Raw genomic sequence first — 22,098 nt, 5'->3', positions numbered from 1 at the left:
GACTTGGGCGCCGTCGCCCCCGGGGTGGCGACGGCTCAGGCGTCGGGGGAGCGGCGGTCGGTGACGAGCTCCATGCGGGCGAGGGCGAGGAGACGGTCTGCGGACCCGGCCCGCAGCGCGGAGGCGTCCGCGCCCAGGGCGGCGACGTCCAGCAGGTCCGTCAGCTCGGCCGTCCGGGCGGGGTCGGTGAGCCCGAGGACCGTGCCGGCGTCGGCGTCGAGGCCCTCCTGCACGTCGACCAGCCGCACCACGACGTCGTCGCGCTGGAAGATCGTGCTGCGCAGCACCGGGCTGCGCGGGTCGTCCGCCGCGGCCTCGTCCCGCTGGGCGAGGAGCTCCGCCAGCCGCATCCCGTCGCCCTCCCGGGCCGGGTAGTACAGCGCGTGCCGGACGGCGCCCGCGGGCTCCTGGTCCGTCGTCACATGGTGGACGGCGGGCAGCGCGGCCCGGGTGAAGAAGACACGGGCGGACTCGGGGTCGTCGAGGTCCCGGTCCTGCTCCAGATAGGGGTTGATGGCCTCCTCCACGGCCCGCACCTCGGGCTGCCGGGCCACGTGACGCAGCGCGGCGAGCAGGTCGCCGCGCACCTCGATGGCCCGTACCACCCGGTTGCCGTGCATGAACAGGGAGGTCCGCACCAGCCGCGTGGTGTCGTCGACGCGGGGGTTGGGCGGCGCGTAGTCGGCGAGGAGCTTGGCGACGGCCTTCTCGTTGCCGGGCTTGACGGTGAAGGTGAGAGCGTGCCGGATGACGCCGTCGCCGATGCGGGGCGAGGACTGCAGCCGGCGCCGGCCGGACTCCGCGCCCGCCGCCTCGCCGCCGGTCTCGCGCACCACGTGGAACCGCAGCGAGCGGGTGTCGCTCACACAGTTGTGCAGCGGCCGCACCATCTCCACGTGCTCCTCGCTGTTCACCCAGGTGAGGAACGGCGGGGCGCTCTCCCACTCGCTGGTGATGAGCCACTGCGAGGGGTTCTCGATCGACTGGCACAGCTGGTCGCTGACGTGCCCGGGCACCGACGCGACCTGGTTGCAGAGCTGCTCGTACGCCTCCAGGAACTGCTGCTGGGCTCCGTCGTAGACGTCCACCAGCAGGACGACCCGGAGCCGGGAGCCGTCGAACACGGACTGGGAGACATGTTGTGACACCTGTCGTGTCAGCGGTGGCGAGGCAGGCGCGGACGTCGTGGTCATCGGTGTGCACATCTCCTTCGGGAGAGGGGAAGGCGTACCCCGGCCGCAGAGCGTCGAGGTGAGCGTGCCTCGATCTTGAGCCGGTCCCCATCGGCGCGCGACTCGTGTGGAGCGCGCGGGTGACCGGCGTTCCCGGGAGACGCCGGGCGCGGGCGCGGCCGGACGGGCGACGACGGCCGGGCCGTCACCCCGGGGAGGGGAGACGGCCCGGCCGTCGTGCGTGCGCGCGGCGCGAGATGAGAGCCCGTCAGGCCAGCGACATCACCTTGGTGAGGGCCTGGCGCAGCACCTTCTCCGCGTCCGGCGCCGGACCGGTCTCCCGCCAGGCGACGAAACCGTCGGGCCGCACCAGTACGGCGCCACCGGGCTTGGTGCCGTGGTGCGTGCGCCAGTCGGCGCCGTCCTCCGGCGTCAGGTCGGCGTCCGGCCCCTCGCCCACCCGGTACGACACGAGCGGCACCTGAAGCTGGTCCGCGAGGCGCGCGGCCGCCTCGTGCCACTCGTTCAGGTCACCCGCCTCGCTCAGCAGGACCAGTGACCGCTCGTAGAGATCGAGGGTGGAGAGCCGCCGGCCCTCGCGCCGCACCCACAGGTGGGGCGCCCGGGTGCCGGGCGCCCCGGCCAGGGCGAGCTCGTCGGGGACGACCGGGGACTCCGGGTCGGTGCCGACGACCGCCCCCATCGGATAGCGGTAGCCCAGCGCCACGTTGAGGATGCCGCGCTGCGGCCCGCCGCCCGCACCCGGCGGCGGGGCGAAGCCCGGGTGGCTGTGCTCGACCGAACGGGCGGCCGCGCGGGCGCTGGTCGCCTCAGCCACCGGACGGCGTTCGAGGTCGTAGGTGTCCAGCAGCCCCTCGCCCGCCCAGCCGCCGAGCACCGCCGCCAGTTTCCAGGCGAGGTTGTGCGCGTCCTGGATGCCGGTGTTGGAGCCGAACGCCCCCGTCGGGGACATCTCGTGGGCCGAGTCGCCCGCCAGGAAGACGCGCCCCGACCGGTAGCCGCGGGCGACGCGCTGCGCCGCGTGCCAGGGCGCCCGGCCGGTGATCTCCACGTCGAGGTCCGGGTCCCCGACCGCGCGGCGGATGTGCGCGATGCAGCGCTCGTCGGTGAAGTCCTCCAGCGTCTCCCCGGTTTCGGGGTGCCACGGGGCGTGGAACACCCAGTTCTCGCGGTTGTCCACGGGCAGCAGAGCGCCGTCGGCGTCCGGCGAGGTCAGGTAGCAGACGATGAAGCGCCGGTCGTCCACGACGTCGGCCAGGCGGCGGGAACGGAAGGTCATGCTGATGTTGTGGAAGAGGTCGCCCGGTCCGCTCTGCCCGATGCCGAGCTGCTCCCGGACGGGGCTGCGGGGCCCGTCGGCGGCGACCAGGTACTGCGCGCGGACGGTGGAGTGCTCACCGGTGCGACGGCTCTTGACCACCGCGGTCACGCCGTCGGCGTCGGTCTCGAAGGACATCAGCTCGGTGTGGTAGCGCAGGTCGCCGCCGAGGGCACGGGCGTGCTCCAGCAGGACCGGCTCCAGGTCGTTCTGGCTGCACAGGCACCACGAGGCCGGACTGAAGCGGGCCAGACCGCCGCCCGGGTCGATGTTCTTGAACAGCCACTCGCCGGCGTCGCCCACCAGGGTGGGCGTCTGAAGGATGCCGTGGTTGTGGGCCAGGGTCGCGGCGGCGGTGTGGATGTCGGCCTCGACGCCGGCCACCCGGAACAGTTCCATCGTGCGTACGTTGTTGCCGCGCCCGCGGGGGTGGATGGAGGTGCCGGCGTGACGCTCCACCAGGGTGTGCGGCACCCCCAGCCGGCCCAGGAACAGGGAGGTCGACAGCCCGACCAGGGAGCCGCCGACGATGAGGACGGGGACCTCGTGGACCTGGGGTCCAGGGGGCTCGACCGTGGGATCGGGGTGCTCGGCTCTCGTGTTCATCACTCGCCTCCAGCGCGTCGTGTCCGCCGAGCCGGCCGGGGTGCGGCCGGGACCTCCATGCATGCCCCGCCCGGCGAACCGCGGACCGGGCTTCACTCGCATAACCCGGCCGGTTCACCGGGGCGGCGGGTTTCGTGCGGCTGGACACCCGTGCGGGGTGAGCGGGCCCATGGATGGCGGGCCGACGCCGGGCAAGAGGGGTGCGGCAGGTGGCGTGGGGCGGCCGGGGCGGTCCTGGGAGCGGAGAAAGGGGATGACAGCGCGTGCCGCGGACGCCCTCGGGGCTCCGGCGGGACGCATCGGATGTCCGCCCGCCGCCCCGGATCTGGCGGTCGCAGGAAGCGGCGGGCGGAGGGAACTCCTCAGGAGGAGCACCATGACCCACGATGACACGTCCCGGGGACGCGGCTCCGGCGGGCGCGACGACACGGGCGCCGCCTTCCGGTCCGGCGCCGGCGACTCGGGCGCCTTCGTGCAGCTGGCGCTGCCGAGGGCGGCACGGACGGTGTCGGTCACGGGCACCGGCGGCCTCGTCCTGGCCATCGCCGAGGGCTGGTTCGTGGACAACACGGCCGGCCTGTGCGCCGTGGTCGTCCTCGTGATCGCCGGCATGGCGTACGACCTGGCGGACCGGGCGCTGCGCGGCCGCTGACCACCCCCTCGCCGCGGCCCCGGCCGGGCTCAGGTCGCCGTCAGACCGAAGTCCGGCCGGACGGTCAGCCATTCGGCGACGGTGGGCCGCCAGGCGGCGTCCCGCAGCCGCGGCACGTACAGGTCGCCCGCGTCGCCGTCCCGGTTCCCGGCGCGCGCCGCCTCGCGGACGGCCGCGGCCCGCTCCGGCAGCCGGGCCGCCGGCGCGCCCAGGGAGACCGCGGTGTCGGCGGCCGCCAGGACGAGCGTCCACATCCGGGTCCCCAGCGGGTCGGGGCCGGTGCCCGCGGTGTCCTCGTCGAGGCTCTGCGCGGTTCGCGCGGCGGCCTGCGCCCACTCCCGCAGGGCGCCGCCGTCGCGGGCGGCCCAGTGCCGGCGCAGGGCGGTGAGCCGGCGCACCGCCCGCCGCTCGTGCGCGGCCCGCACGGCGGCCCGGCCCAGGCGCGGGCGGGACACCATCGACGCGTCGAACACGTCGACCACGATGTCCGCCGCGTCGAGGGCGTCCGCCGCCGGACTGAGCACGGCCTCACCGTGCAGCGTCGTGCCGCCCGGCTCCGACGGCCCGGCCAGCCGGCCGAGCGCCACGGGCAGCGGCAGTTCCGGGTGGTAGGCGCGAAAGCCCAGCCCGCCCGGACGGACGGTCCGTGAGGCGGCCTCCACCTCCACCTGGAGCACCCGGGAGCCGTCCGGGCCCGGCGCGGTGGCCCAGCGCACCGTGTTCTCCGCCGCGCTCAGCACGTGCGCCGGCACCTGCTCCCAGTCGACGCTGCCCAGCCGCTCGCCGCCGCGCCCGGCGGACTCCGTGCGGAAGGCGGCCAGAACCGTTTCCTCGGACGACGCCATCCGGTGTCCCGACTCCCGCAGGCCCGCCTCCTCCCGGGCGAGCTCCAGCAGCCGGGCGTGGTGCGGGCGGCCGTCGAGCAGACACGCGGCGGCGAGCACCGCGTCCATGACGGCCTCCGCCACCAGCCCGTCCGACACCTGCTCGGGCGACCGGCGCCGCAGCCGTCCCGCCAGCGCCGACAGCCGTCCGGCCGAGCCGTCCAGACACGCCCTCGCCTGCGGCAGCGCGTCCGGCACCAGCCCGTCCAGGTCCCACAGCAGACCGCCGGTCTCCAGGTCGAGGAGCGCCGGGTCGAGACGCTCCGGCGACCAGGCGCCGAGCCAGCGCGTCGTCGCCAGCCGGGCCATGGACGTGTGCCGCGGCCCCGGCGCCCACGCGACGACGGCCGACCGGACGGTGGCGTCCACCGGGTCCTGACGCGACACCGACCCCTCGCGCGCCCCGGCGAGCGCCTCGCGGGCCGCGTCCAGGGCGAGCGCGCCGTAGACGCCCTCCAGCCAGCCCGCCGCCTCGCCAAGGTCGTCCACCTCGGCGTAGGGCGGCGCGTCCGGCGCGAACGGGTCGACGCACAACGTCCCGCCGGCCAGGGCCAGCGGCGAGTGGAACGGCCGCGCCGACGGCCGGGGGCCCAGCCGGACGGTGCCGACCGTGTCGATGCGTACGGTCAGGGTCATTGTCCTTCTCCTGAGTCGTCGTCAGGGCGGTCGTCGGTGGAGTGGAGGCGCCGGACGACTTCCCGGGCCTCGGCGGCGGTGGGGCGGACGGGGAGCTCGGCTCCGTCCGGGAGGGACGCCGTGCAGGCGTCCAGGGCCCGCGACCACCAGTCGCGGACGGCCTCCTGGTCGGACGCGGTGAGGAACCAGCGCGTCAGCCCGAAGGCGTCCGTGTGCCCCGCGAAGTCGAGGTGGGCGACGCGGTGGTTGAACACGGAGACCACGACGGCGCCGGCGTCCAGGAAGGAGACGGTGTGCTCCTGCGGGACGTCCGTCGCGAGGGCCGCCGGCCCGTCCCCGGCGAGGGGGACGATCCGAAACTCGTCGGAGTCGGCGTCCCGCTTGCCGTTCTCGCGGACGAAGGACCGGATCGCGCTGTTGAGCAGCTTGAAGTACTGCTCCGGGGCGAACGACTCCCCGCGCACGTCGGGGGTGTGCAGCCGGGGCCACAGCCGGGGGACCACATGGAACTGCGGGTTCTCCAGCCGCAGTTGCGCCGGGGACTGCCAGTCGCCCGGCCGGCGCTCGCTGTAGGCGAAGAGGTCCTTGTCGAGGACCTTCGCGATCAGCTTCTCCATGCGGCGGAAGAGACGGTGACCGCCGGCGTGCGGCGACCTCCGCTCTTCGATGGTGGAGGCGTTGACCGCGTACGCCAGGTGGATGCCGAGCGCGAAGGCCGTCCGCCGGTCGTCCGACCCGAGCCCCAGCGGCAGGCACATCCGTTCCGCCTCTCGGCGGGCGAGGTCCCGGGTGGAACTCCCGCGGAATTCCTCGCCCGCCGTCTCGGGGTGCTGGAACACCGCGGAGCCCAGCCGCTGGCGCAGTGACCTGTCCAGCGGGAGCGGCAGGGACGTGCCCCGCCCCTGCCGCCGCTCGGTCACGGTCGGCTGCTCAGGCACCGAGGCCGCCGACATCCCCGACCGGGCCGGGTCGTCCAACAGGCTTTCCCACGGGCGGGTCTTGACGTACGCCTCCCACAGTCCGTTCAGATCGCAGGTGACGTCGGAGTCCAGCAGGTCGTCCAGCGCGCGGCGTTGCGCCGCGTCCATCGGCCGGCGGGGGCGGGCCGGCCGAGGAGTCCAGTTCCGGGAGACGACCTCGCCCAGCTCCGCGACCGCGGCCGCGTCCCCCAGCAGGGTGTCCAGCGCCGCGTACGTCGGCGGCCGGGAGTCGGGGCCCCGACCGAAGCGCTCGTCGATCACCCGATCGCACTCCTCGCGGGACGGCGGACGGTTCCCGGTCCACCGGACGACCCATCCGTACAACGTGTCCTCGTGCTCGGCGGTCGGGAGCCCGGCCCGGGCGAACGCCTTCCGGAGCCCGGTCGCGACCGGGCCGTCGGCCAGCACCTCGGGCAGCAGTCCGGCCACGGCCTCGGCGACCTGGTCCAACTCCCGGCTCTCCCAGGCCCTCGCGCGCAGGACCGGCCCCAGCTCGGGGTGCGCGCACCGCACCCGGGGCGTCAAGTAGGCGCGCGCCAACCGTGAGTTGACCAGGCCGTCGCGCGTGAGCGCGCTCAGCGGATGGATCGCCTGCCGGGCCTCCCGCGGCAGTCGCAGCCAGCCCCGGGTCAGCGCCTCGGCCATCGTTTCCGGCATGTCCTCCCCGTCCTCTCCCTCAGCCCAGTTCGTCGCGTGCGAGCGCGTCCTCCGCGAGGGCACGCAGGGCCCGCACGGTGGTGCGCAGATCGTTGAGGTACTTCGTCGGCGTGAACGGCTGGCGCAGGGCGGGCGCCCGGTCCGGCACGTCGCCGCCGATGGTCTCCACCTCCACGTCGTACGGCAGCGCGAGCATCCGGACGGCCGTGAAGTGCTGCATCGGCGCGTAGATGGGCGTGGTCACGAGCAGCAGCCGCGTCCCCGGCTTCAGCGCGGTCATCCGTTCGGCGAAGAAGGCGTACGTCTCGCCGGTGTGGGCGCGCCGCTTCGGGTCCTCGGACGGCGCCGCGGCCACCCGCACGGACAGCCCGTCGCCCCGGCGGTAGTGACGGACCCCCCAGGTCAGGCCGGGCTGCTTCACCGGGTCGGGGGACTCCTCGCCCTCGACGCGTTCCGGGGCGCCGAGCCCGAACGCCAGCCGGGTGCCGAGGTCGAGCGCCCCGTACTCGTCGGTGAGTTCGGGGTGGCCGAGCCGCTGGGAGATCGCGGACTCCCGCTCGTCGGGGTCTTTCACGTTCTTGTCGGACGCCTCGAACTCCCGGTGACCGCCGAGGGCGGTGACGGCGCCGGCGCTCACCACGCCGTCGTCGACGAGCCGGGCGGCGTAGGCCGGGCGGTTGAAGCAGGCGCGGACGAGGCCGCCCAGCATGAGCACATGGTCGTACTCGCGGTGCCGGGGCGGGAGTTCGTCGCGCAGGCCGAGCGCGGTGACGGCGGCCATGGTGGTGTCGGCCTGGTCGGGGGTCATCGGCAGTTCGTCGGCGGTGTTGCGCTCCCTGTCCTCCAGGCGGGTGCTGACGGTGGCGGTGAACTCGTAGAGCCGGTCGATGCGTTCCGTCAGGGTGGCCGGGCCGCCGGACAGCGCGTCCGGGTCGCCCTGGAAAGCGGCGACCAGCGCCCGCATGGCGTCGGAGGCCAGGTAGGCGTCGATGTCGGAGATCAGGTCCTTGCCGCTGCCGGGCAGCGTGGGCCGGGGGAAGAGCGTGCTCATGAGGGTTCCTTTTCCTGGGAGGACTGCTGAGCGGGGATGCCGGGCAGGCCGGGGGGTTCGACCGCGGGACGGACGGTGAACCGGCCGTCGGCGGACTCGCGTCGGTAGGTCGTGTACAGCTTCTCGGAGGCCGCTCCGGCCGCTTCCCCGGCGCGCGCGGCCGGTCGACGGGCGTCGAGACGGGCGAGGGCGGTCTTGGCGAGGATGTCGAGGCTTTTCGTCACGTTGACCTCGATGGGGATCGCGAGGCTCTGGCGAACCTCCAGCGCCTCGTGGGCGAAGCGCAGGGCGTGGGTGAGGAAGGTGATGCGCTGGGCCGGTCCGACGTCCTGGAGGACGGCGCGGTAGAAGTTCACCAGTGCCAGGCCGTTGACACAGGTGATCACCTCCTCCAGGTGCCGCGTGCCGTAGCGGCGCTCACGCAGGGTCAACACGGCCTGATAGTGCTCGTCCGCCGCGTCGAGGTGACGCTGAGGCGGAAGATCGGGATCGACCTGGGCGAGGGAGATCTCCAGACCGGCGAGGTTGAAGCGGCTGCGGTCCGCGTCGGGCGAGTCCTCGCCGGTGAGGAGCTCCCGCTCGGCGGCGCTGTGGCGCAGGAGGACCTCGGCCTCGCGCAGCAGAGCCAACCGCTGTTGAGCGGTGAGGCCTTCCGCGTTCGCCTTCCTGCGGATCAGCAGGCCGTGCATGGCCTCGGCGCGGGACGCGGCCAGTTGTTCGTCGCGGCCGGCGTTCGGGACGGCGCACAGCTCCCGCGCCTCGATCGCCCAGCCGATGGCGTCGTCGACGGTGCCCCACGGCGACCGGCCCGGGGTGCGGTGCACGACCCGTGCCTTGCCGCGCAGACAGTCCGAGCGCATGATCCGCAACTCCGCGTCGTCGCCCGCCGCGTGGTGCGCGACTCGCTCGAGCGCCTTCTGGAAGCACTCGGTCGCCGCTGCCGGATCCTGGCGTTCCACGAGCACACCCAGCGCGTGCAGGCTGCGGAAGGCGTCCAGGTCCGATGGCTGATGCGTCAACAGGGCGGCGATCGAGCCGACTTGACGGGGATCCAGGACGAGGTCGAAGGGCGTGGACAGACCGGCCCGCCCGGCGCCGGCGGGCTGCCTGGCGCTGGTCGCGGTGAAGAAGTTCCGGTAGACACCGCCGACCAGCGCGGCGGTGTCGGCCACGTTCTTCCCTGACCCGTGCTCGCGGACGGCTCGTTGGAAGAGCCGGTGCATGGCCGCCAGGCCGCCGGTGAATTCGATCAGTCCCAGCGCGCGCAGTCGCTCCAAACCCGCGTGCACCTCTGCGGGCTGTGTCCCGGCCCCGCTCGCCTCGTCCCGCACGGCCAGAGTGAGCAGTTCGGGGGAGAGGCCGGAGGGCGGCAGCCAGGCCATGACCGTCGCCAGCCGGCGCTCGATGCGGACGGGGTCGTGCAGCGGGCCGGCCGCGTTCCCCGCCTCGGCCTCACGCACCACCGTGGACCAGATGGCGGCCGGCACCTGACCGGGCGTGGCGGGTCGGGCGGCGCGGTGCCTCCACCACGCCCGGCCCGTCGCCCGGAGCAGCCGGGCGCTGGCCTCGAGCAGCAGGGGGCGACCGGCGAGGAGTTCGGTGGGCGCGTCCTCCACGTCCAGGACGTGCGGGAGGTCGTCGGCGTCCAGCTCGGGCACTTCCTTGGCCCAGGTGCTCCGTAAGGTGGGATTCCCTTCCGGGGCGGCCCACTTGGCGTTGGTCGTGGTGACGACCACGAGCTGCCCCTGTCGGGTGGGCCGGGGCAGGCGCAGCTCGGTGGGGTCGACGTCGACGTTGTCCAGGACGACCACCCAGGGGCCCATGGCGTCGGCGAGCCGCTCCATGGCCAGCGCGGCGAACACGGTGCGGTCGGAGTCGTCCCGCGCCTCGCCGCCGAGCCCCCGCTCCTCGATCTCCGCGTCGCCGAGGGAGGCGGTCAGCGTCCGCTGGTCGAAGGCGTCGAGGAACCATCCGCACCCCTCGTCCGCGCCGGCCGCGAGCCGGTGGGCGACCATGCTCTTGCCGATGCCCTGCGGGCCGTGCAGCACCACCGTGCCGCCGCTCGCCGCGAGGTCCCGCAGCTCGGCCATGAACTTGTCCCGCCCGGGGAAGTCGACGAACTGCGGCCGGGCCGGCAGCCGTCGGTAGATCGCCGGCCTCGACTCGTCGCGCACCAGCGGCAGTTCGGCCACGTCCTCACCGCCCTCCGCGTGCAGGGCGACGACGTCGACCATGCGGACGTCGTCCTGGCCGGACTCCAGCCACAGCGCCCCGCTCGCGCACGCCTCGGCGAAGGTCTTCTCCTCGCCCCGGCAGGCGCCGACCACGTCGATCGCCGTGCCGCCCCTGAGCCGCAGCCCCTCGCCGTAGGCGAGGAAGACGCCCCGGTCGTGGTCGTGCCAGGAGCTCACCGGGGGGTCGGACAGCTGTCCCGCCGTGGCGTCGGGGTCGGTGTGCACCAGGACGAGGGCGTGGTCGCCCAGGACGGTCACATAGGGCCTGAGGCCGGCCGCCTCGCACATCGCGGCGAACATCAGGACCAGGTCGAGGCAGGTGCCCGAGCTGCGGTCGATCAGGTGCGGGTCGCGGACCCGCTGATGGGTCCCGGCGTTCCAGGCCTGGTTGTACGGGATCCGCTTGTGACGGAGGCGGTCGTAGAGCCGGTTCAGCAACTCCCGGGGTTCCCCGCGCCACTTGTGCGCCTCGTGCTCCATGAGGTCGAGGCCCGAGAGCGCCGGGACGCTCACGTAACGGGCCAGGCGGCGGTACCCGCCCAGGACGCTCCCCGGATGGAACGGCGGCCACTTGGTCACCGTCGGGACATCGCCCGGCGGCTTCGCGCTGTTCGGCATGGCTCCCCCCGAGGGCTTCTCCGGCGTCATCTTCCACTCCCTCCTCCGTCCCCAGACACGGGACGCGATCGGCCCGGCGCCGGCGGGAACGGATGTCCCGGGGGTCAGATTCGCGCAGCGTCGGGGCGTTCGGGCCGCCCGATCCGTACGTTCGTGTCACCATTTCCGTACGCGGCGTAGCGGGGCGGAGGGGGTCGAGGGGGCCGATGACCTACAGCCGGGAAGAACGGGAGCGGGTGAGAACGGCGTTGGAGGGGTGCCGGGCCGCCTCGGTGGCGCAGGGGCGGCCCGGTGGTGACAGCGCGCTGGCCAACGCCCTCGGGTACAAGGCGGAAACGGTGCGCAAGTACATGCTGGGCGAGCGCATGCCGCCGCCCCGCTTCGTGCGGGCGCTGGCGGAGCTCGCCGGGGTGAGTCCGGCGCGGGTGTTCGCGGACATCGGCTGGCTGCCGCGCGGCGAGGCGCCGTCCCCGGCCGCCTACGAACCGCCGCCCGAACTGGTGGCGGCGCTGTCCGCGATCAGCGGCATCGAGGCGTACGTACGGGGGTTCACGCAGGCCAGGCTGCCCGCGCCGCTGCGGGCCGCGGCCGCGCTGTGCGGCGACCGGCGGGCCGCGGCGCGCTTCCGGGTCGGCCTGTCGCACCTCGTCTCGGGCCGGGAGTACCCCGTGTCCACGGCGCTGGTGGGCGAGTTCCGGCTCGCCGCCGGGGCTGAGGCCCTGCCGTGGCGGGAGCTGGCCGAACGCGCGCTCCGCGCGGGCCCGTCGGCCGCCCGGCTGCCGGACGGCGTCGGCGTGGACGACGGCGACGGAGAACACGCCCGGGTCCGGGCGGAGTTGGGAATCGTCGTCTCCGAGTCCCTGCGGGCCGTCGGGGAGTTCAGCTGGCAGGGCGAGCCCGGCACCTCGCTCTGGGCGCCTGCGGCCGCCGAGTGGCCGGGACATCTCCTCGTGCAGAACTGCCTGGTCGACCTGCACCGGCAGGCCGCCTACCCGTGGCGGGGGGTCGATCAGCGGCCGTTGGTGGTGGTCGGCGCCGTCTGGTCGGCCGCGCTCACCGCCGCCCTGGTCGCCGACGCGCTCGGCTGGGAGTACGTGCCGGTCAGCTCCGCCACCGAGGTGGACGGCGGCCGCGTCGTCCAGGGCGACCCCCTGGACCGCCGGTCGGGCCGGCTGCGCGGCTGGGCGGTGACGGCGCGGCACATCGCCGAGCGGATCCGGCTCCAGGAGAACTGGCCCGCGGTCGTCCTGGTCAAGCCGTACGTGTTCGCCGAGGAGGGCCACTACGGGCACGTCATGGCGGACCTGCTGCGGGAGACCGGCGCGCGGGTGGTGTACGTCCGCCCCTCGCACCGGCACCTCGACTGGTGGGCCGCCCGCCGGGACCTCACTTCGGTCCGGGGAACCCCGGGGGACGTGTGGAGGGCCGGCATCGACCGCGCGCTGGAACGCGTCGAGGACGTCCTGCACGCCCGGCGCGGCAGCCGCGGGCTGCCCGCGGGCGGCGACCTCCTGCTGACGCTGCCCGATCCGCCCTGCCCCCTCGCGGCGGCGGACCCACGGCTGCCCGCGCATCTGGTGGACCATCAGTTCCTTTGTGCCTGGCGGGTACTTGAGTGGCTCGACGGGAGCGCCAACCGTGGACGGCCCTCCCTCTTCGGCGAGTTGCGTCCCTCGCATCTGTCGGACCGCGCGAACCGGCTGCGTGGCGACCCCGCGGTGCGGGCGCTGCGACCCTGGTGACGCGAGCGTCGCACGTGACTGATGGAACGTCAGTCGGTGCTTAACAGTGCGTCGTCGGCGTCCTCGGGGCCGACACGGCAGGCGAGCGGGCGGGGGTCGGGCGGGCTGAGACGGATCACGGCGGATACCTCCCGTGTCGGCGGGTCGGTCGGTCGACCGACTGCGACTTTAGGAGGTACTCCGGGGGCCGGGTGGGTGGATCGCTCGGGAATGCGGGGAGTGCAAGAAATGCGGCACATGGGGGCGCCCTCTGACGGGCGTTGACCGAGGAAGGCCGTACCGCCGAGTCACATCGCCCGCGGGCAGGGGGCCTGCCCGAGCGAGGTCTCCCGCTCGGCGGCCGCCCACCACACCGCACGCCTCGTCGCCGGGACCCCTACCGCATCGGGGTCGTCTCCAGCAGAGCACGGGCGGTCCTCCTGGCCGGCGCCGCGGTCTGGTCGGCGACGCGGCGGAAGGTCTCCTGGGCCGGGCGGGCCGGCCAGGCGCGGGGCAGATGCAGGGCGGGCAGCCGGGGGTCCGTGCGGATCGTCCACAGCCATTCGCTGACCAGCCGCAGCCGCGTCGCGATCGGATCGTCCCCCGACCCGGCCCCCAGGTGGGCGGTCCAGCGTTTGTCGAAGGTCACGTAACGGGCGGCGATGCTCTCCAGGTCCCAGGTGTCACGGACCATCAGCTCGATGTCGGTGGCCGTGTCGGCCCGGGCGCGGAAGATCTTGACGCGGTCGGTCAGCCCCAGCTCCGCGACGACGGCGGACACGTCGACGTCCCCCGGGGCGATCCACAGCCCGCTGTACAGCGCGCCGAACCCGGACCAGGCGAGCCGGGAGCGCAGATCGTGGCGCTGCCGCTTCCACGAGTCGGGCAGCGAGAAGCCGAGCAGGGTCCAGGAGCCGTCCCAGTCGTCGTTGACCGCGCCTTGCTGCCAGATGCGCACACGGCCGTCCTCCAGGACGCGCACCGCCTGAGGGGTGAGCCCGAAGTACATCCTGCGGCCCTCGCGTTGCCGGCACAGCAGGCCCCGGTTGACCATGCGCGTCAGCGTGGAGCGCACGGCCTGCTCGCCCACCCCGACCCGGCCGAGGACGTCGATGATGCTGCCGGAGTAGACGCACAGCTGTCCCTCGTCCAGCACGTGGTTGCCGAAGAAGGTCAACATGAGGGACTGGGGGCGTGGCGCGGGAGCGTCCACGGCGTCACCGCCGTTGCCGCTCTCTGCGCTGTCGTCGTCCGTGGTGTCCAGGATGTCGTCGTCCTCCACGGGGGAAAGGGTACGGCCGTCCGCCGACGGCTCGGCGGACGGCCGTACGGCATCAGGGGCGGTCGGCGGGATGCGCAAGGTCGTACGGCCGTGGGTACGGGGTGGGGCGGTACGGGACGTAACGCGCGGGAGTCGAGGGATCGGCCGCCGCCGCACGGGAGTTCAGGGCGTCGGGGGTGGCGCCGCGCCAGGCGCCGGTGGTGATGCGGTCCTCCAGCGCGTGCAGGGCGGCGAGCTGCTCGGCGGGGCTGAAGGTGCAGTGGCCGGGGGTTTCGGTGTACGCCTGTCGCAGGAGCGGAGTCGTGCCGGCGGCGGTGACCGCGCGGAGCAGCGCGCTCTCCGTCTGGACGGGGACGAGGGCGTCGCCGACGGTGTGCACGGACAGCTGTGGCTTGGTCAGCCGGCCGGTGAAGGCGCTGGTGCGGCTCATCCAGGCGACGGCGGCCCGGTCGGCGCCGATCCGCGGGGCGCGGTCGAGCGTGGCGAGGTCGCCCTTCAGCGACAGCCCCGCCTTCCGGTACAGGGCGGTGACCTCCTCGCGGACGGAGGACCGGCCGAGGAGCCGTGCGTAGTCGACGCCGGTGTTCCAGGACATGTTGCCGCCGGCCCTGGCCTCGGCCTCCTGCCGCCAGTTGAAGGCGGCCACCTTCACCAGGCCCTTGACGGCCTCGTACTGGTTGGCCTGCTGCGCGTCCAGGTCGGCGGGGGCCGGCCGTGGCTGGCCGGGCTGGTTCCACACCGGGATGTTGTGCAGTGCGGCGGCCAGCGCGATCCGGGCCCGCCCCGCGGCCGTCGACTGCGCCGAGTCGACCGCGGCGGTCAGGGCGTCGGCCGCGGCGGTGGCGGCGCGCTGGTCGGGCAGGCGGGTCAGAGGCATCCCGGACCCGGGTGCGAGGAGCGCCTTGAGGGCGAACACCGGGTCGAGGGTGTTGTTCCAGTTGGCGACCCCGCCGTGGACCAGGCCGCACAGGGACAGCGAGCCGTCGAGCCGGTCGCCGTGCCGCTCGGCGAGAGCGGTGGTGACCAGACCGCCGTAGGACGTGCCCCAGGCGATCGTGCGACGGGTCGCGCCGAAGCGGTCGGAGAACGCGGACAGCGTGGCGATCTGGTCGGGGACCGCGTCGGTCACCGCCCACCCGGTGGTGGCGTAGGAGGAACCGATGAGCGCGTACCCCTCGCCGAGCAGAAGGGAGCCGGTGGCTCCGTCGGGTCCGTTGCGGGCGGGGTTGGGCGCGCCGGAAGGGGTGTAGCCGTGGCTGTAGAGCAGCACGGTGCCGTTCCAGGTCGCGGGCACGTCCATCACGTACGTGGCCCCCGAGGGCAGCCGGCCCTCGACGTGAGCGGCGCCCGCGTGGACGGCGCCGGTGGCGGCCGCCGCGCCCGGCGCGGGCACGGCGGCGACCGCCAGAAGTAACGCGGCGGCACGGGCGGCACGGCGGACGGATCGGTGGGGCGCGCCGGGGACGACGGCCGAGCGGTGGCGGCCGGGGGCGGCCCCGCGGGGGACGCGGGTGCTCTCGGTGGCGGCGTCCGTCGTCATGCCGTGACCTCTTCCGTGTGGGCGGTGGCGGGCCGTTCGGCTGCCTCGGTGAGCGAGTCCTTGTGGGTCTCGCGGACGAACAGCACGGTCAGCGCGGTGATCGCGGCGCCGCCGCAGAGCAGCAGGGCGACGGGCGTGCTGTCGCCGCTCGCGGCCACCAGGCTGCCGGCGATCATGGGGGAGAAGCCGGCGCCGACGAGGGTGGCGCCCTGGTAGCCGAGGGAAGCGCCGGTGTAGCGGACCCGGGTGCCGAACATCTCGGTGAGCAGGGCGCCCAGCGGCCCGTACATCGTCGACTGGGCGACGCCGTGACCGAGGGCGACGGCGAGGATCAGCAGCCCGGGCGACTCTGAGTCGACCAGCGCCAGCACGGGGAAGGCGAGCGCGGCCGAGGCGACGGCTCCGGCCAGGACCACCGGGCGGCGGCCCACCCGGTCGGACAGCGCGGAGGCGCAGGGCAGGACGACGAGCGCGACGCAGGCGGACACCGTGAGCGCGGTGAGCACCTGCGGGCGGGCGTAGCCGATGCCGGTGGCGTACGCGATCATGTAGCTGGTCAGCAGCGACTGCGCGGTGAACGCGCCGATGCCGACGCAGCAGGCCAGCAGCAGCGGGCGCGGCCGGCGCAGCACGTCGAGGACCGGCAGCCGCGCCTCGGCGCGGTCCTTCCTCACCTCGGCGAACAGCGGGCTCTCCACCACCCGCAGCCGGACGAACAGCCCGACGCCGAGCAGCACCACGCTCAGCAGGAACGGCACACGCCAGCCCCACGCCGCGAACTCCTCCCGGGGCAGGGCGACCACGAGGGTGACGACGGCGGTCGACAGCAGGGAGCCGAGCGGGGCTCCCATCTGCGTGAAGCTGGACCACAGACCGCGCCGCCGCTCCCCGGCGTGCTCGACGACCATCAGCGTGGCTCCGCCCCACTCGCCGCCGATGGCGATGCCCTGGACCACGCGCAGGGCGATCAGCAGCACCGGCGCCCAGACGCCGATCGTGTCGTACGTGGGGAGCAGGCCGATGAGGAAGCTGGCGCCGCCCATCAGGCCCATGGTGAGCAGCAGCATCGACTTGCGGCCCAGCCGGTCGCCGAAGTGGCCGAAGAGGACGCCGCCGAGCGGCCGGGCGGCATAGCCGGCGGCGAAGGTGCCGAACGCGGCGACCGTGCCGACGGCGGGATCGGCGCCGGGGAAGAACAGTTCGCCGAAGACGAGCGCGGCGACGGTGCCGTAGACGAGGAAGTCGTAGAACTCGACGGCCGTGCCGAGCAGGCCGGAGAGGGCGACCCGGCGCAGCTGCCGGGTCTGTTCGGGGGTCCTGGACGGTGATGCGGATGCGACGGGGGACGAAGGCATCGCGGTCTCCCTTGACCGGGGGAAGGACACCGCGAAAGTAGGCGTTGATCTGACCGCAGTCAACGAAGTGCACAACATTGGTCGGCGTGGAACCACTGCCGGGCGGGCTGATCGGACGTCACGCCGATGTCCCGTCACGCGGTCGCACGCCCTCCGCGCCCGCTACCGTGCCCGGCATGACGAAGACGACGGCCTCCGCCCCCGTGCTCGGCGTGCGCGCGCTGAACCGCGCGACCCTCGACCGGCAGCTCCTGCTGAGCCGCTCCCGGCTCACACCCGAGGCGGCCGTCGCCCACCTCGTCGGGCTGCAGGCGCAGAACGTCAGGCCGCCGTACCACGCCCTCGCCGCCCGCCTCGACGGCTTCGCGCCCGAGGCCCTCTCGGCGCTCATGGCGGACCGTCAGGTCGCCCGGATCGTCACCCTGCGCTCGACCCTGCACACCCACACCGCCGACGACTGCCTCACCCTGCGCCCGCTGGTGCAGCCCGCCCGGGAACGGGAACTGACCGCGTTCCGCGCCGGCCTCGCCGGCGTCGACCTCCAGGCGCTCGCCGCACTCGCCCGCGACCTCGTCGAGGCCGAGCCGCGCACCATGAAGCAGCTGCGCGAAGAACTCGGCGCCCGGTGGCCCGACGCCGACCCGCAGTCCCTGGCGGTCGCCGCCCGCTGCACGCTGCCCCTGGTGCAGGTCACCCCGCGCGGGCTGTGGGGACAGGCCGGCCAGGTCGCCCTCACCACCGCCGAGCACTGGCTCGGCCGTCCCGCCGAACCCGCGCCACCGGTCGACGCGGTCGTCCTGCGCTACCTCGCGGCCTTCGGCCCGGCCTCCGTGAAGGACATGCAGACCTGGGCCGGCCTGACCCGGCTGCGCGAGGCCTTCGAGCGCCTGCGCCCAGGGCTCCTCGTCTTCCGCGACGAGCGCGGCGTCGAACTCTTCGACCTCCCCGACGCCCCGCGTCCCGACCCGGACACCCCCGCCCCGCCCCGCTTCCTCCCCGAGTTCGACAACCTGCTCCTGTCCCACGCCGACCGCGCCCGCGTGGTCCCGCCCCCGTACCGGGGCCGCACCTGGCAGGGCAACCAGGCCCACCGCACGTTCCTCGTCGACGGTTTCGTGGCCGGAGTGTGGCGGCTCGAGCCGGACGCCCTCGTCATCGAACCCTTCGCCGACCTGGACCGGGCCCGGCGGGATGAGGTGACGGCGGAGGCGGAGCACCTGCTGGCGTGCCTGTACGCGCGAACGCCGTACGACATCCGGTTCACGACCGTCGTACGGCGCTGACCCTCACAGGGTGTCCCCGACACCCGTCGGGCGCATGGAGAGGGGGCGTTGCGGGCCGCTCGTGGAGGCCCGCAACGCCCCCCGGTCTTGTCCCTGAGCGAGGCTCAGGGAGCCATTGGGGCTAGGAGTTGACCTGTGCGGTCACCAGGCTGGAGAAGGTGGTCAGCCGGGTGTAGACACCCGGGTAACCCGCCTGGGCACAGCCCTCGCCCCAAGAAGTGATCCCTGCCAGGACGCCCCCGATGAGCAGGGGACCGCCGCTGTCGCCCTGGCAGGTGTCTACGCCGCCGGAGGTGTATCCGGCGCACACCATGTCGCTCGCGACGAAGTCGGAGCCGTACGAACTGCCGCAGCTGGCGTCGGACACGATCGGGACGGTCGCGGTCCGCAGCTGGTTGGAGGAGCTGCCGTTCGAAGAGGTGGTGCCCCAGCCGAGGATGCGCGCGGTGGTGCCGGCCGCGTACACACCGGTCTGGCTGGAGGAGACGTACGACGCCGTGGTGTAGGGCATCGACGTCGACAGGGTCAGCACGGCCACGTCGTCGCCGTCGGTGGCGTCCGTGTAGCTCGGGTTGATCCAGATCTTGCTGACCCGGCTGACCGTGCCGTTGGTGCCGTTGAGGTACGTCCGGCCGCCGACCACCCGCACGCTGCTCGTGGTCTCGCCGACCATGCAGTGGGCCGCGGTGACCACCTTGGTCGGGGAGACGAGCGTGCCGCCGCAGAACTGGTTCTGCGAGGCGTCCGTGATCTGCATCATGAACGGGTAGGCCGTCGTGGTGGTGGTCGTGCCGCCGACGATGGGCTGCGGCGCGGCGACAGCGGTGGGGGCGCCGATCAACGCGGTCGCGGCAGCCGCCGCGGTCGCCGCGACGACGGCCGCGGTCTTCTTGGCACGGGTGAGCCCGAACATGGATCTCCTTGCGTGGGGAGGTGGCCGGTGGGGGACGCGCGGGTGTGGGGGGTTGCACAGGGGTCGCGGGACCGACCCCCGTGTGCCCGGGCGAGCGGCACGTCCCTTACGCTAGGGCTCGGGGTTCACCCTTCCCAATGAGGGAACCCCCTAAGGGAGTTGGGGCAGGGAAAACCCTCGGTCGCCCTCGGCGGACCGCACACGGAAGACCACGGGGGCCGGTACCGGTCTTCGACAGCAGGCAGTAAAACCCGCGGATCCCTCACTTGGCGTGGTGCCCCGCCGCCAACCGGACGATGTCCACCCGCGAGCGGATCCCCAGCTTGCGGTAGACCCGGGTCAGCGTCGCCTCGACCGTCTTGACGCTGATGAACAGCCGCGCGGCGATCTCCCGGTTGGTGGCGCCCTCCATGACCAGCGCGGCCACCTGACGCTCCATCGAGGCCAGCCCCTCCAGCGCGTCGGCGGCGGGCGCCGGCACGGGCGCGGCCACGGCCTCGGCCGCCCCCTCCGCGGCCGCGGCGTCCACCTGCCGCAGCCACGGCAGCGCCCGGCACCGCCGGAACAGCCGCGCCGCCTCCTCGTACGACGTCGGCCCCGGCCGCCGGGTGCGCAGCCGCGCCAGCTCGAACGCCGCCCGCGCCTCCTCCAGCCCGTGTCCCAGCTTGGCCAGCCGGTCCTGAACGGACGTCAGCCGGGCCAGCGCCCCCTCCTGGTCGCCCCGCGCCGCCCGCACCAGCGCCTCCGCCCGGTCCAGCACCGCGAGGATGCTCTCCCGGCCCAGCCGCAGCGCGTGCTCCCGGGCGACGTCGATGACGTCCTGCGCCTCGCCCGGCTCGCCGACGCGGACCAGGGCCTCGGCCAGGTCGCCCTGCCAGCGGCCGCGCGCCGGGTCGGTGATGCCCAGCCCCTGCTCCAGCTCTCGCACCCGGCGCAGGCTTCCCACCGCGCCCGCCGCGTCGCCGGCGACCAACTGGGCGTAGCCCAGGGCGGCCAGAGCCCGCGACAGATACATCTGGTCGCCGTCCTCCTCGGCCCGGTCCACCGCCTCCCGGGCCAGCGCCAGCGCCTGGTCGACGTCCCCGCCGGACGCCTCCGCGAGGGAGGCGAGCATGGCGGAGGCTCCGAGGCCGATACCGGAGTCCCTGGCCAGCCGCAGACTCTCCCGGGCCAGGTCCAGGGCGCGTCCGCAGTGCCCGGAGCGCAGTTCGATGTCGGCCAGGAACCGCTGGAAGTGCACCTCGCTCTCGACCATGCCGCGGCGGCGCACCTCGCGCAGCAGCGCGCTGATGGTCGCCCGGGCCTCGGGCAGCTGGTCGCTCATCAGCAACCAGCGGAACCGGGCCATGCCGACGCCGTTGTGATGGCACGTCACGTAAGGGTCCTGAGGCTCTTTCAGGGCCCGCTTGATGGTGACGGGCGCGTTCGGATGCCCCATGAGGATCTCCGTCGACGCCTGGAGGGAGAGCGCCATGAGCTCGTTGCGCCGGTCCTCGCCGCGCGCGGCCAGCTCCGCGGCGTGCGCCGCCTGCCGGCGGGCCTCGGCGAAGTCGCCCTGCACGACCAGACCCCGCCAGGCGAGCTGGTAGTGCACCTGGGCGAGCAGCCCCGGGTCGTCGCCCGCGTCGGAGAGCGCCTGCGGGTAGACGGCGTCGACGTCGCCCAGCGCCTGCCCGGCGGCCTCGATCACCACCATCCAGGCGCGTACCCGCTCGGCGGGCGCCGTGGCGCGGGTCAGCACCTCGTGGGCGATGTCCCGGGCGAGATCCACCTCCCCGGCGGTGATCGCGTCCTCCGCGGCCTGCAGCCGGCGGTCGTCCGGGGCGGGCGTGCCGTCCGGCGGGGTGTGCCGGGCCGCGAGCAGGCCGAGCGAGGCGGCCACCGAGGGTGCGCCGCGGTCCCTGGCCATCGCGGCCGCCCCCGCGAGCCGCGCGGCCACGCCCGGGTCGGTCCCGGTCGTCGACAGCGCGAGGTGCCGGGCCCGCTCGATCGGGTCGGAGGCCGCCGTGGACAGCGCGGCGTGCGCGGCCCGGCGTTCCTGCGCGGGCGCCTCGGCGTACAGCGCGGCCGAGATCAGCGGATGCGCGAACCGTACGGCCGGCCCGTCGGGTTCCGTCGCCAGCAGGCCGAGCGTGGCGGCCTGGGCGGTCTCCGCCTCCGCGTTCTCCCGGCCGGCCGCCTGGAGCAGGGCGAGCGTGGGGCGGGCGCCCGCGCTGGCGACGAGCAGGGTGCGGCGCGCCTCGCCGGAGAGCATGTCGAGCCGGCTGAGCACCAGGTCGCGCAGCGAGGTCGGCACCGGCAGCGGCTCGCCCGGGCGCGGCGGGGTCGGGTTCTCGCCGAGGGCGCGGCCGAGCTCCAGCGCGAACAGCGGGTTGCCGCCGCTCGTGCGGTGGATCTCCCGCATCGTGGAGCGCGGCAGGTCGGTGTAGCCGCGGTGGTCGAGCAGGGCGGACACCTGGGCGCGGGAGAGCGGGTTCAGCCGGACGGCGAGGGTGTCGGGCGGGGACGCGCGTAGATGGCGGTCGTACTCCTGCCCCTCGGTCCGCACCGCGCACAGCAGCTGCACGGGGGTGTCGCCCAGGCGCCGGGCGGCGAAGCCGAGGAGTTCGGCACTGGCGGAGTCCAGCCACTGGAGATCGTCGGCGACGAGCAGCACGGGCCCGGCGGCGGCGAGGGCGCGCAGCGCCGACAGCACGGCCAGGCGCAGGGCGAGGCCGTCGCGTTGCAGGCTCGACTCACCGCGGCCGGTGAGCGCCGCCTCCAGGGCCGTGAGCTGGGCGGCGGGCAGCTTGTCGGACACCTCGCCGAGGACCAGCCCGAAGAGGTCGGCCAGCGCGAGGAAGGGAAGGTGCGATTCGGACTCGGTCGCCGAGCAGCGCAGGACGGTGCGGGCCGACTCTCCGTAATCCGCGGCCAATGCCCGCAGCACGGTCGACTTACCTATTCCGGCCGGGCCGTGCAGCAGCACGCTGCCGCCGCCGGTCAGCTGGTCGCGGGCGGCCGCGACCAGTTCCTCCCGTCCGATGACCAGGTCGGGGCGGCATCTGGCAGGCTCCTGGAAGTCCCGTCGCACGGTCACCGCTCCCCTCCGTGTGTCGTGTTCGGGCCAAATTCTAGGCAACATCCCGTTGAAATCCCGGCGGACTCCGTGGTGAGGGATATAACAGCGGGAAGC

General features: G+C 74.4%; 14 protein-coding genes. 3 read left to right on the top strand and 11 right to left on the bottom strand.

Features of this window, described 5'->3' with window-relative positions; genetic code table 11:
* Positions 1 to 35: 35 nt before the first annotated feature.
* Both ACIRS4_RS06195 and ACIRS4_RS06190 read right to left on the bottom strand, forming a co-directional pair.
* Positions 36 to 1,193 carry a SchA/CurD-like domain-containing protein gene (locus tag ACIRS4_RS06195; protein WP_404190694.1) on the bottom strand — a complete coding sequence of 386 codons (1,158 nt, stop codon included), beginning with the start codon at positions 1,191 to 1,193 and terminating at the stop codon, positions 36 to 38.
* A 247-nt stretch (positions 1,194 to 1,440) separates the two neighbouring features.
* Positions 1,441 to 3,117, bottom strand: coding sequence for an FAD-dependent oxidoreductase (locus ACIRS4_RS06190; RefSeq protein ID WP_404190691.1), 1,677 nt, complete (start codon positions 3,115 to 3,117; stop codon positions 1,441 to 1,443).
* A gap of 376 nt (positions 3,118 to 3,493) precedes the next feature.
* Here ACIRS4_RS06190 and ACIRS4_RS06185 point away from each other — a divergent pair, with 376 nt between their 5' ends.
* Complete coding sequence (locus ACIRS4_RS06185; protein ID WP_404190689.1) at positions 3,494 to 3,769, top strand: hypothetical protein; 276 nt, start codon at positions 3,494 to 3,496, stop codon at positions 3,767 to 3,769.
* 29 nt (positions 3,770 to 3,798) lie between these two features.
* On the opposite strand, the gene ACIRS4_RS06180 is transcribed toward ACIRS4_RS06185, so the two are convergent.
* Genes ACIRS4_RS06180 through ACIRS4_RS06165 form a run of 4 tightly spaced genes read right to left on the bottom strand, consistent with a single transcriptional unit; the run spans position 3,799 to position 10,859 of the window.
* On the bottom strand, positions 3,799 to 5,289 hold the full coding sequence (locus tag ACIRS4_RS06180; RefSeq protein ID WP_404190684.1) for a hypothetical protein: 1,491 nt from the start codon (positions 5,287 to 5,289) through the stop codon (positions 3,799 to 3,801).
* Positions 5,286 to 6,926 (bottom strand): hypothetical protein, encoded by a 1,641-nt coding sequence (locus ACIRS4_RS06175; RefSeq protein WP_404190681.1) that lies wholly within the window; start codon positions 6,924 to 6,926, stop codon positions 5,286 to 5,288. Before ACIRS4_RS06175 ends, ACIRS4_RS06180 begins: the two co-directional genes overlap by 4 nt.
* Before the next feature lie 19 nt (positions 6,927 to 6,945).
* Positions 6,946 to 7,977 carry a hypothetical protein gene (locus tag ACIRS4_RS06170; RefSeq protein WP_404190678.1) on the bottom strand — a complete coding sequence of 344 codons (1,032 nt, stop codon included), beginning with the start codon at positions 7,975 to 7,977 and terminating at the stop codon, positions 6,946 to 6,948.
* Entirely contained in the window at positions 7,974 to 10,859 is a 2,886-nt protein-coding gene (locus tag ACIRS4_RS06165; protein WP_404190675.1) for a hypothetical protein, read from the bottom strand. The genes ACIRS4_RS06170 and ACIRS4_RS06165 overlap by 4 nt, the downstream gene beginning before the upstream one ends.
* Positions 10,860 to 11,035: 176 nt before the next feature.
* Between ACIRS4_RS06165 and ACIRS4_RS06160 the strand changes: the two genes are divergently transcribed.
* The gene (locus ACIRS4_RS06160) at positions 11,036 to 12,571 is read left to right on the top strand and encodes a helix-turn-helix domain-containing protein (protein ID WP_404190672.1); all 1,536 of its coding nucleotides are present in this window, start codon (positions 11,036 to 11,038) and stop codon (positions 12,569 to 12,571) included.
* A gap of 376 nt (positions 12,572 to 12,947) precedes the next feature.
* Here ACIRS4_RS06160 and ACIRS4_RS06155 read toward each other — a convergent pair whose 3' ends face one another.
* Genes ACIRS4_RS06155 through ACIRS4_RS06145 form a run of 3 tightly spaced genes read right to left on the bottom strand, consistent with a single transcriptional unit; the run spans position 12,948 to position 16,727 of the window.
* The gene (locus ACIRS4_RS06155; protein ID WP_404190669.1) at positions 12,948 to 13,832 is read right to left on the bottom strand and encodes a PaaX family transcriptional regulator C-terminal domain-containing protein; all 885 of its coding nucleotides are present in this window, start codon (positions 13,830 to 13,832) and stop codon (positions 12,948 to 12,950) included.
* 52 nt (positions 13,833 to 13,884) lie between these two features.
* On the bottom strand, positions 13,885 to 15,372 hold the full coding sequence (locus tag ACIRS4_RS06150) for a hypothetical protein (protein ID WP_404190666.1): 1,488 nt from the start codon (positions 15,370 to 15,372) through the stop codon (positions 13,885 to 13,887).
* A complete protein-coding gene (locus ACIRS4_RS06145; protein ID WP_404190662.1) occupies positions 15,369 to 16,727 on the bottom strand; it encodes an MFS transporter in 1,359 nt (452 codons plus the stop codon). The genes ACIRS4_RS06150 and ACIRS4_RS06145 overlap by 4 nt, the downstream gene beginning before the upstream one ends.
* A gap of 176 nt (positions 16,728 to 16,903) precedes the next feature.
* On the opposite strand from ACIRS4_RS06145, the gene ACIRS4_RS06140 reads away from it, so the two are divergent.
* Entirely contained in the window at positions 16,904 to 18,010 is a 1,107-nt protein-coding gene (locus ACIRS4_RS06140; RefSeq protein WP_404190659.1) for a winged helix DNA-binding domain-containing protein, read from the top strand.
* A 121-nt stretch (positions 18,011 to 18,131) separates the two neighbouring features.
* On the opposite strand, the gene ACIRS4_RS06135 is transcribed toward ACIRS4_RS06140, so the two are convergent.
* A complete protein-coding gene (locus tag ACIRS4_RS06135; RefSeq protein WP_404190656.1) occupies positions 18,132 to 18,923 on the bottom strand; it encodes a S1 family peptidase in 792 nt (263 codons plus the stop codon).
* A gap of 262 nt (positions 18,924 to 19,185) precedes the next feature.
* Positions 19,186 to 22,002 carry an ATP-binding protein gene (locus ACIRS4_RS06130; RefSeq protein WP_404190654.1) on the bottom strand — a complete coding sequence of 939 codons (2,817 nt, stop codon included), beginning with the start codon at positions 22,000 to 22,002 and terminating at the stop codon, positions 19,186 to 19,188.
* Between the last annotated feature and the right edge of the window lie 96 nt (positions 22,003 to 22,098).

The organism is Streptomyces sp. NPDC101166 (assembly GCF_044768125.1).
GTDB lineage: Bacteria > Actinomycetota > Actinomycetes > Streptomycetales > Streptomycetaceae > Streptomyces.
The sequence above is the reverse complement of the archived record's forward strand: the minus strand, read 5'-3'. Positions and strand labels throughout refer to the sequence as shown.

Bases quoted from the DNA above. Each gene is read 5' to 3' on its own strand.
- ACIRS4_RS06145 (WP_404190662.1), bottom strand. From the start codon at position 16,727: ATGCCTTCGTCCCCCGTCGCATCCGCATCACCGTCCAGGACCCCCGAA.
- ACIRS4_RS06190 (WP_404190691.1), bottom strand. From the start codon at position 3,117: ATGAACACGAGAGCCGAGCACCCCGATCCCACGGTCGAGCCCCCTGGA.
- ACIRS4_RS06170 (WP_404190678.1), bottom strand. From the start codon at position 7,977: ATGAGCACGCTCTTCCCCCGGCCCACGCTGCCCGGCAGCGGCAAGGAC.
- ACIRS4_RS06185 (WP_404190689.1), top strand. From the start codon at position 3,494: ATGACCCACGATGACACGTCCCGGGGACGCGGCTCCGGCGGGCGCGAC.
- ACIRS4_RS06135 (WP_404190656.1), bottom strand. From the start codon at position 18,923: ATGTTCGGGCTCACCCGTGCCAAGAAGACCGCGGCCGTCGTCGCGGCG.
- ACIRS4_RS06180 (WP_404190684.1), bottom strand. From the start codon at position 5,289: ATGACCCTGACCGTACGCATCGACACGGTCGGCACCGTCCGGCTGGGC.
- ACIRS4_RS06165 (WP_404190675.1), bottom strand. From the start codon at position 10,859: ATGACGCCGGAGAAGCCCTCGGGGGGAGCCATGCCGAACAGCGCGAAG.
- ACIRS4_RS06150 (WP_404190666.1), bottom strand. From the start codon at position 15,372: ATGACGACGGACGCCGCCACCGAGAGCACCCGCGTCCCCCGCGGGGCC.
- ACIRS4_RS06195 (WP_404190694.1), bottom strand. From the start codon at position 1,193: ATGACCACGACGTCCGCGCCTGCCTCGCCACCGCTGACACGACAGGTG.
- ACIRS4_RS06160 (WP_404190672.1), top strand. From the start codon at position 11,036: ATGACCTACAGCCGGGAAGAACGGGAGCGGGTGAGAACGGCGTTGGAG.
- ACIRS4_RS06140 (WP_404190659.1), top strand. From the start codon at position 16,904: ATGACGAAGACGACGGCCTCCGCCCCCGTGCTCGGCGTGCGCGCGCTG.
- ACIRS4_RS06175 (WP_404190681.1), bottom strand. From the start codon at position 6,926: ATGCCGGAAACGATGGCCGAGGCGCTGACCCGGGGCTGGCTGCGACTG.